This window comes from Chamaesiphon sp. VAR_69_metabat_338 (genome assembly GCF_031423935.1).
Classification (GTDB): Bacteria; Cyanobacteriota; Cyanobacteriia; order Cyanobacteriales; family Chamaesiphonaceae; genus Chamaesiphon.
Map to the genome: position 1 here is coordinate 1 of NZ_JANPGM010000602.1, position 10,297 is coordinate 10,297.

General features: G+C 48.2%; 7 protein-coding genes and 1 pseudogene. 4 read left to right on the plus strand and 4 right to left on the minus strand.

The window, feature by feature from the left end:
• A pseudogene (locus RMO84_RS16570) lies at positions 1-542 on the minus strand (hypothetical protein); the annotation flags it as partial.
• A 165-nt stretch (positions 543-707) separates the two neighbouring features.
• On the opposite strand from RMO84_RS16570, the gene RMO84_RS16575 reads away from it, so the two are divergent.
• Positions 708-1,478 (plus strand): ion transporter, encoded by a 771-nt coding sequence (locus RMO84_RS16575; RefSeq protein ID WP_310489540.1) that lies wholly within the window; start codon positions 708-710, stop codon positions 1,476-1,478.
• A gap of 116 nt (positions 1,479-1,594) precedes the next feature.
• Here RMO84_RS16575 and RMO84_RS16580 read toward each other — a convergent pair whose 3' ends face one another.
• The 3 genes from RMO84_RS16580 to RMO84_RS16590 all read right to left on the minus strand — a co-directional run bounded on the left by RMO84_RS16580 (position 1,595) and on the right by RMO84_RS16590 (position 8,302).
• Complete coding sequence (locus RMO84_RS16580) at positions 1,595-4,630, minus strand: peptidase domain-containing ABC transporter (protein WP_310489541.1); 3,036 nt, start codon at positions 4,628-4,630, stop codon at positions 1,595-1,597.
• Positions 4,631-4,806: 176 nt separating this feature from the next.
• Entirely contained in the window at positions 4,807-5,625 is an 819-nt protein-coding gene (locus tag RMO84_RS16585) for a peptidylprolyl isomerase (protein ID WP_310489542.1), read from the minus strand.
• 319 nt (positions 5,626-5,944) lie between these two features.
• Positions 5,945-8,302 carry an alkaline phosphatase gene (locus tag RMO84_RS16590; protein ID WP_310489543.1) on the minus strand — a complete coding sequence of 786 codons (2,358 nt, stop codon included), beginning with the start codon at positions 8,300-8,302 and terminating at the stop codon, positions 5,945-5,947.
• A gap of 330 nt (positions 8,303-8,632) precedes the next feature.
• On the opposite strand from RMO84_RS16590, the gene RMO84_RS16595 reads away from it, so the two are divergent.
• From RMO84_RS16595 to RMO84_RS16605, 3 genes are all read left to right on the plus strand, one after another.
• Positions 8,633-8,770, plus strand: a complete 138-nt coding sequence (locus RMO84_RS16595) for a hypothetical protein (protein ID WP_310489544.1) — start codon at positions 8,633-8,635, stop codon at positions 8,768-8,770.
• A gap of 316 nt (positions 8,771-9,086) precedes the next feature.
• Entirely contained in the window at positions 9,087-9,227 is a 141-nt protein-coding gene (locus tag RMO84_RS16600; RefSeq protein ID WP_310489545.1) for a hypothetical protein, read from the plus strand.
• Between the two features lie 13 nt (positions 9,228-9,240).
• The coding region (locus RMO84_RS16605) for a glycerophosphodiester phosphodiesterase family protein (protein ID WP_396135885.1) at positions 9,241-10,297 on the plus strand (1,057 nt) is incomplete at its 3' end.

The following is a 10,297-nucleotide window of genomic DNA, read 5'->3' on the forward strand; positions in this document are numbered from 1 at the left end:
CCGCTCTCACTCACCCCACCCATCACCACGTCGTCCACTGCGCCCCAAGTCGCCTGAAGATCGATCGTCGGGTGGGTAAAATCAAACAGTTCTAATTGATTATCTGTAGGTAAATAGGTAATCGCCGCCATCGTCAAATTGTCTAAAGTGTTAGCAGCTAGCGCAGATCCCGCTTCCGGACAGACAATAATCGATCGCACCCCTTGCATGACTCGATCGGTAAAGCTATTATTACCCGTACTACTATCGTCAAGTTCGACACGCACAAACTCTACATTTGCCGGTACGCTAAACGGTGTCATGCTCAGATCGGCGATCGCGGCTCTGACTTTATAACCGCTTTTGACTAATTGCTCGATGACTAATTGGCCGATTTCGCTCATCGCGCCTACTACCAAAATCGTACCCACAGTTCTCCCTCCATCAGTAGTAGCTTGATGATTAGTTCTACCCGTCAACCAGCGTTGGACATCGCTGACGACCGGAATTGCTTCAAAATAGCTAACGGTATTTAAAAACCTGCCTGCATCCCATTTAGCCATAATCGTTCGCAAGTTGGGTAATGGTTATTTGCACTTAATCTCGATCGGTAGTCACAGCGACTACTCCAGCTAGCTATTATTATAACGAGTTTATTTTTACTGCCGAGCATACTTGTGTCGATCGACTCTCAACCAATTTAACATCCTGCATCCTGAAATTTCACTATGATTCTTGCAGACAAAATCTCGCTCTACCTCGAAGATCTCGAACATCCGGTCGGTCGTATTGTCAATTTAGCGATTACAGGTTTAGTTCTCGCTTCAACGGGTATTTTCGTTGCCGAAACATATCCACTTGCGCCGGATCTGCGATCGCTACTCAGTCGGATCGATCTAATTATCCTGACAATTTTTGCGATCGAATATCTCCTGCGGTTGATTGCCGCCCCAGATAAATTAAAGTATCTATTTAGCTTTTACTCGACGATCGATCTGATTGCAATTTTGCCAGTATTGACAGGGATTACCGATGTCAGTTTCATTCGGATTTTGCGCTGGTTTCGGATTTTGCGGCTGTTAAGATTTATCGAAGGTAAAGCTCTGCTTGGTAATCTCGATCGCGAGGATAGCTCGATCGTCACTCGCATTTTATTTACGATCTTTTCGATTATCTTTATCTACTCAGGCTTGATTTATCAAGTCGAGCATCCCGTAAATCCCAAATTTGCTACTTTTTTTGATGCCGTTTATTTTGCCGTTGCGACCATGACGACTGTCGGATTTGGCGATATTACGCCGACATCTGATGCTGGAAAACTGATGACAGTATTAATGATTCTGTCTGGGATCGCGCTGATTCCTTGGCAATTAGGCGATCTCATCAAACAAGTTGCTAAAAGTGCGAACAAGCTCAGTTCGGTGTGCCCTAAGTGTCAACTAGCTAGCCACGATTTCGATGCCAATTTTTGCAAACGTTGTGGTGGTAAATTGAGCTAGCACTAAGCGACCGACAAGCGATCGATACTAGTGCGGTTACAAACCCGACTTTTCCAAAAAGTCGGGTTTGTGTCTTAGCCGATGTGCCGATCGATATCAATCTACATCGATCGAATTTAGAGTTGAGAGTCTTGTTGTTGATACAAGCAGTAATAGCGACCTTTGAGAGCCATCAGCTCGTCATGAGTCCCCTGTTCGGCGACAAGTCCGCGATCCATCATCAAGATCGTATCGGCATTGCGGATGGTAGTCAGGCGATGGGTGATAAAGAACACCGTTCTGTCTGCTAATGCCGCAGCGATATTCGTACACACTTGTCGCTCGGATTCATAATCGAGGGCACTAGTTGCCTCGTCCAAGATTAATAAGCGAGGGTTTTGGAGGATCGTCCGCGCGATCGCAATCCGTTGGCGTTGTCCGCCTGACAAGCTGGAGCCGCGTTCGCCGACTTGCGAGTTATAGCCATTCGGGAGCTGCATGATAAAGTCATGAGCGTAGGCAATTCTCGCAGCCTCAATAATCTGGTCGGTAGTCGCATCGGGATAATTGAGGGCGATATTTTCCTGGACGCTACCTTCAAATAGCAGGGTATCTTGGGGGACGATGCCGATTTGCTGGCGCAGGGAATAGAGTTCGACCTTGGCGATATCATAATCATCGATCGAGATCCGACCGGATTCGAGCGGATACAAGCGCGGTAATAGTTTCATCAGCGTACTCTTACCGGAGCCGCTTTGACCGACCACCCCAATAAATTGACCCGCCGCAAATTCTAAACTGACGCCATCTAAATTGAGAGGGCCACTGGGGGCAAACCGGAAGGAAACGTTATCGAATTTGACCTTACCGCAAATCGTTGGCATCGGGATATTGCCGCGATCGATCTCGGTGGATTCCATCGGTGTATCCAGAATATCGGCGATCCGTTCGAGGGAAATTGCTGTCTCCTGAAAGTTTTGCCACAGTTGGGTCAACCGTAGCAGGGGGCTGGTGACGTAGCCGGAAATAATCCGGAATGCGATCAGTTGTCCTAAGGTGAGTTTGCCATCTAAGACTAAATAAGCACCCACCCACAGTACTAACAGACTAGAGAGCTGATTGAGAAAGGTGGTAGCCGAATTGGCGGTGGTAAAAGTCTTCACGGTTTGGAATCCCGCCATTACGTACTGCGTATAGCGTTCTTGCCATTTCCACCGCGATCGCAATTCGACGTTTTGAGCCTTGACAGTTTGGATGCCAGCGATGACTTCGACTAGGTGCGACTGCGATCGAGCATTGCGTTCGGCTTTAGTGCGAAGCTGTTTGCGGGCGATCGGCGATACCAAGGTGGTAATCAGGATGCACAATGGTAAAGTTGCCAAGGCGACTAGCGTCAACTGCCAGCTATAAATTAACATCACGATGATGTAGACCACCGAAAAGACCGAATCGAGGACGACGGTTAAGGCGGTGCCGGTCAAAAACTGGCGGATATTTTCGAGTTCGTTGATGCGGGTCGATAGTTCCCCTACAGAGCGACGCTCGAAGTACCGCAAGGGCAATCTGAGTAAGCGATCGATAATTTGCGAACCCAAAGCCAAATCGATCCGATTGGTAGTATCGACAAAGAGAAATGTACGCAGACTGGTCAATAATGCTTCGCCGATGGCTACGCCAATCAGCAGCACGCCAAACACGTTGAGAGCGGTGGCACTATTTTGCAGCACTACTCGATCGATAATTGTCTGCGTAATCAGCGGATTCGCCAGCCCGAAGAGTTGAATGAAAAAAGAGGCAATTAAAACCTCGATCAATACTCCCTTATACTGCACCATTGCCGGCCAAAACCAGCCGATGCCAAACTTTTGTTCGGGGGTATACTGGGTAGTCTGAACTAAGAGAATCGAAATCAGATCCGGAGCGGGAGCATCCGGTTTCGATTCCTGGTTGAGGAGTAATTCTTGGGGCGATCGCTTAATTAAGCCACTATCGGGTAAAGCGATCGTCACTGACTGATGAGAAACCGCACAAACGACCGCCAAGCGGTCTTCCCACTTAATCAATGCGGGCACCTGAATCCGCTGGAGATCGGAGATCGGAATTGAGGCGAGTTGACCCTGAAGTCCTAAAAAGTCTGCCACAGCCCCGCAAAATTGGAGCGACACCCCCCCAGATTGCTCGACATGATTGGCAATCACCTTGCGAACGGAATCGCGTCTGAAGGGCATTTTGAACTGGTTGGCGAGCATTTCAAAACAGGCGACACTGCCATCGACCTGACCTTTACCCCGGACGATTTGATATTTTTGGCGCGATTTGGTAGCCGTGTTGAGTGCTAGCGGCAAATCGGGCGCGTAGGGAATCGATGGCGGTTGCGCCACAGCCAGTTCGCTAGGAGTAGAGAAGACGGTATCCGCTTCGATATCGATCGTGCGATCGAGCTGCTCTTGAGCGGTGGGAACTTGTAAAATTTTGGGAGAAATCCCCAGCAGTCGGAGTTTGGTTCTCGCCGGGACGATCTCTAAATCGACGCGATCTCCGATCTTGTAAAGTCTCTCGTCGCCTGGTTCTGAATCCTGACTAGCCACAAACCAATCCCAATTGCTCTGGGCGGCAGGAATCTCGGCGGGGGAGGTGTAAACCACTGCCGAATCAGCGGCTTTGAGTGCCAACTTTTTGAGGGAATCAACCTCTAATAATTCGAGTAATTGTTCTTGATTGGGATGTTGTTCTAGTTGCAGCCGCAATACTTCAAAGATTTCGATCGCCCTCGGTCGATTGAAAAAATGATCTCTGAGAATCGGTTCTTTGGCGACCAGCCGCATGAATGATTCGGCGGGAATCGTCAGACAAATTGTCTCAGTCGAGGCGATCGCCGACTCGCAGGGTAGACCGCGAATCATCCCGATCGCGCCGATCGTACTCCCCGCTTCCAGGCGTTCGAGCGTCACTGGAGATGTATGCTCGGACGGGTACCCCAGCAGGCGGACAGTACCCTCGACGACGATATTTACCTGGGCTGAAAGTCGATCTCGCAGGGCAATCGGTTGACCGACATGATAGCGATAATACTGCGCGATTTTGGCCAGCTGGGATTGGGTCTGTTTGGAAAGCTGACTAAAGGGTTCGATTTGAGCCAGAAAAGCTTCTGGGGCGAGCGGCGTATAGGTCATGACGATGTTAAAGTTTAAATTTATAGGGATCTGCTGCAACCGATCGAGCGGGAGAATGCGGTGCAAACCTGAGACGTAATCGATCGTTATTTTTTCTCGTTACCAAGCTTCGCTCTTTAAAAATCTGTTGTTTGATGCAAGCATTAAAGATCGGGATTTAGCGCAGATCGCCCCATTTATGTGTCGATACTTAATTCATGCAAACGAGACTGAAGCCATTGCTCGTACAACTCATCAATCAATCGCGTCTGAGTGACTTTATCTAGTTGAGCGGGAATAAATTTTTCGAGTCTGACGATCGCAAACCAGTCAGCCACTTGCAGTGGTGGTGCCAATTCTCCTGGCTGAAGCGAGCTGAGCTTTTGGGCCAAAACTGGGTGGGGTACCGATAGCTCGTGAGGGCCGACTACGCCACCGACATCAGCTTCTTTGCCACCGGAATACTGCTTCACAAGTTCGGCAAACGTAGCTTCCCCATCCTGAATCCGAAAAAATAGTTCTTGAGCTAAATGGGGATCTTTAACACGTAATAATGAATAAATCGCCCGATCGAGTTTGTTTTTGCGCTGCAAAAAGTACGATTCAACTTTATGCCCAAACGTCATTTGTTTGAAGCGATCGAGCTTGAGGGTACGGAGCACTGAATGTTCTAATTGCGCTAGCGTACATTTATTGCGAATTAACCAATTATCGCGATCGGCATCGGAATTAATCTGATACTGTTGATAGAAAATTTTGTAGGCACCAAAAATTTCTTCTTGAGTGCAATTAACGTTAGCTAGCTCCGCATCTAGGATCAGTTCTCGCTGCAATTGCGGCAGCATCCAAAATTTCTGCAATAGCGCGATCGCCTCCTCACCCGACATCGCGTTTTTACACAATCGCTTCAGTGGTGTGTCAAGGTCGGTTTCTAGTTGTGGTGGTGCAGGTCGATCGGTTGGAGGTAAAGTGGAAGTCGCCATGCTGGGATCTAACAAGTTTGCAGTTATCTTCATGATGATGCTTTTGTGTGAAGGCCAACTCAGTAGCACTCTGTACTGATTATCTCAGTAATTGCTCGGTACCGGGTTATGCCGATATTAACGTCTGGTTAATCTCTTTAAATCCAATTCTAAACGATCGATAGAGCGATTGTCACAATTGAAGTATGAGGTCGGTGCCCTTAAATCACCACTTTTAATATATTTGCAATTCGAGCTTCCTACAACAAAGGGAGAACTTCTCGATCGAGAAGTTTGCACCAATAAAAGAGGGTACCCGCTCGTGGGTACCCTGGATCTATTGCTGGCACTTTATCTGTCGATCGATTCGCAATTAGCTAAAGACAAACTGACTGGAATTGCTAGTACTCAAGCTGTTAGCCTGAATACCCGTCAGGACTGCCAAGGTTTGGGTGCCAAAGTTAATCGATGTATCCGCACTTGTTTGATTTAATTTCAGCGTGCTGCTGCTAATGCCCAAGCTCTTAGATCCAGAGACACCAATGACGTCAGTACCGATTTGGAAATCAGTAATCGTATTGGCAGAACTCGGTAGCGAGCCAGTCGCAATCCAGAACTGGTCGGCACCAGCACCGCCAGAGAGGGTGTTACCACCGCCGCTACCAGCGTAGAATTTATCGTTACCATCGCCACCGAGGGCGAGATCGTTGCTGCCCAGATAGAAGGTATCATTGCCAGCACCGCCAGACATCCGGTTTTCGCCTTTGCTATCGATCGCATAGAAGGTATCGTTACCTTCACCGCCAAATACGGTGTCATTGCGGCTGACAAAAATCGTGTCATCACCTTTACCAGCATCTACCGTGTTATTCCGGCCATTGGTATTAAAAGCGAGATCGATCGTGTCATTACCGTCGCCCGTATAGATCGTATCCTGGACGCCATCGATCGTGCCGCCGACCTTGGCGATTTCGGTGTCGCTACCAGGAGTTCCCGATACCAGATTTTGCTGGCTGGTTTCCGCAACCGAGGCAAACATCGTTTGGGCGATATCTACTTGGTCGATTAAACCAGGAATGCCCTTGACCTCTTTACCGTATGCTTCATAGCCAGTCCCGATCGAAGCTGTCAACAGCGAGGATTCTGGCCCTTGGTAATAAACGGGAACGGGGCGGTTGCTGTGATTGCCCCAGTCATATTTATCGGTAGTGCTAGATCCCCACTCTTGACCGGAGCCAGCGATCGTATCGTTGTCAGTCAGTGCGCTGATGCCATTGCTAGCATTTTTCTGGACTAATGTGGGGAAGTCGCCATTGAGAGTCAGATAATGGTCGTGGTCGGCAGTGACGATCAGTTCGTTATCCGCCCAACCGCCGTTTTTATTAATCCAATCGATGACCGATCCAACAGCCTTATCGAAATCCAAAGTCGCACCGATGAGATTGTCGATGTTATTGTCATGAGCAGCCCAGTCAATATCGCCACCTTCAACCATCAGCCACATCCCATCGGGATCTTTACCCAAAACGGTGAGTGCCGCTTTAGTTAAATCGTCGAGGGTGGGGTTTTGGTTGCGCTCGGTTGCGATAAATGAAGCATCAGTCTCACCCGCTTTTAAGGGGCGAACGGTGTCGGGGTTCAATCCTTTGGTGGAGTTGACGGTGAACATTGCCAAACCCGTAGTGCTGTAGTCACCATTGGCAGAGCTAACTGGTAAGTTACCATCTTGACCGCGCGCGCCATACAAACCCAAAAGTCGATCGCCTTTTTCGGGATCGATCGTGGCCGCAGTACTGGCAAGTTTACTCGCTGCATCTGTCCCGCGCTCTACGAAAGTATAGTCGTAAATATTGCTGGTCGGATTTTTGCTGAGTTCTTGGTAGGTGGATTCTTTGATATAGGTATTGTCTCTTGGCTCTACACCACTGGGTAAGACATTTCCCGTCGAGGACAGGGGGTGCCCACCACCTAATAAGACTGTCGGTTGATAAACGCGGAGTTCTTGCTGGAGAATGCTATCGAGCGCGGTATCGTCATAACCGTTGTCAAATTTGTTGCGGTTATTGACGTTAGCAGCGGCAGCAGCGGGGGTGGCGTGGTCGATCGGGACGGAAGTGACTAGACCAGTCGATTTGCCTACCTGAGCGGCTTTTGATAAGACGCTCTCGACCGGATTTTCAAAGATATCTACACCGACCGCACCGTTATAAGTTTTAACGCCAGAATAGAGCGTCGTCGCGGTATTAGCCGAGTCAGGATAGCTGTACTTGATATATTCTTTATCGGTACCCGTAGTCCACGGAGTGGCACCACCTTTGACCGGATCGTAACCGACTAAGTTACCAACTACTCCATCGCTAACTTTTGCGCCACCAGTTGGGGTGGTACCAGGGTTGAAAGTGGTGTTGAAATCAAAGCCAGTAATGTCTGAATAGGTAACATTGGTAGTCGTCGTCAGTCCCGTGTTACCAACAACGCCCTTACTATCGGCGATCGCGGCTTGACCCGTATTATAAACCCCCGAACTGTTTGGTACTGTTGTGCCGTAAGTCGTTGCCAGGGTATAACCCGTCAACGTTTGCATGTTCAGCCCCGTACCTTTGCCAGCGGTATAGTAATCGCTGAGGCTAGTACCAGTTTTACCTTCTTGGATTTGCTTGTAGATAGCAGCGGCGCGGGTCATTTCCCAGCCCATCCCATCGCCAATCATGATAATCGTATTCTTAGCCATTGTAGATAACCTGCCTATGTTTGGTGGAGATGATTTGCAGTCGAACTCATAAACTTACCGAACGAATACTCTGCCTACACTCGATCGCAGACAGCTACTAAAATATCAATTACCCAAATCCGATGTTTTTGTGGAGGATTGCACCTGAAGATGTAGCACTAGCAACACCTAGAGATATCTGTAATAATGCCAACCTTTATATTAGAGTTGCCCATTGTTAAGTCCCTATGATTAAGCGGTTAAGAATCGATTAAAAGTGTCTGAATACACAACACAATAACGACGATTTTTTCCACGCTGCTGAATGCTTTAGTATCGATCGAAGTGTTGGTGCAGCTTAATTCCACAGCGTGCGATGTTATTAATCCGGCTTTGACTAAGGATGGCGTCGCGATCGAATCCCACCGATCGATCCTCAATGTTCGATCGGCGATCGCAGCTATCGATCGCAAGAGCAATCCTAAATAATTCGGGAGATTTATTGGATCGAGCTATTCCCTATGGTGCGCTAAGCTTCTCGATCGCCGCGCCCTCTACAATATTCTTGCAAATCGAATAGGATTGCTATCGTCAACCATGACTCTCGATCGCCAGATTTCTAGTCAGCTATTTCCGATCGATAAAATCTTGCCCGATCGGTGTCAATTATCATATTTTTTCAAATAAAACAATTCGATATTCTGTAAAAAGCAGCACGTTGAAATAACTAATTCTTAATCTGTGCCTGGTATAGTGATGCTGCAATTATTGCCATAAAAAATCAGTGCCGATCGCGACTAGCGAAGTGAAAGCAGTCATAAAAATACTAAATTTTATTGTCACTTGTCGCGATCGATCGGGCTATCGATCGCGACATCAAAGTTGGCAACAGCATTCCCAAACCCCGATCGTGTCGTTATTAGCAGATTCCTCATCATCCTCATAGAAAACACACCCAACTGACTATGACTTCATTAAAAGGTTACGCGTCACTACCTGCTGATACTTTTGCGTCGGGGCCAGCATCTGGTGCATCGATTACCGGCACTACCAACGGTCGCACAACTCCCTTCTCCAGCCAACCAGTGCAAGGTTTTAGCGCGGTGCAATTTGCCGACAGTGGCAATTACTGGTTCATGGCCGATAATGGCTATGGTGCTAAATCAAATAGTTCGGACTTCTTGTTGCGGATTTACAAAGCTAATCCCAGCTTTCAAGGTTTGGGTGGCGACGGGACGGTGAAAATTGGTGACTTTATTCAATTATCCGACCCTGACAAAAAAGCGGGATTTGCGATCGTCAATAATAATACGACCGATTCTCCAGAGGAGAGGCTACGCCAACGGTTATTAACCGGCGCAGATTTTGATATCGAATCTTTCAATATTGCCGCCGATGGTTCGATTTGGATCGGCGATGAATTTGGCCCTTATACCCTCCACTTCGATGCTACGGGCAAACTCTTAGAAGCTCCAATTGCCACGCCTAATTACAACACATTCAATACCCTCAGCGGCAAAGCCCCGATCGTCATCGGCCATCGCGGGGCATCTGGAGAGCGTCCCGAACATACGATCGCCTCCTATCAACTGGCGATCGAGCGCGGTGCTGACTATATCGAACCAGACTTGGTCACGACTAAAGATGGCGTATTAATTGCCCGTCACGAGCCAGATATCACCGACACTACCGACGTTTCCAACCATCCAGAATTTGCCAGTCGCAAAACTACCAAAATTGTCGATGGTGTTTCGACTACTGGCTGGTTTGCGGAAGACTTTACGTTAGCGGAAATCAAGACACTGCGAGCGGTCGAGCGGTTATCTTTCCGCGATCGTACTTTTGATGGGGTCTATGAAATCCCTACCTTAGACGAAATCATCGCCTTGGTCAAAAAAACCGAAACCGAGACGGGCAAGAAAATCGGCATCTATCCCGAAACCAAGCATCCTACTTACTTTGCGGAGAAGGGCTATAACACTAGTCAGATTCTCGTAGACACCCTAGTTAAAGACA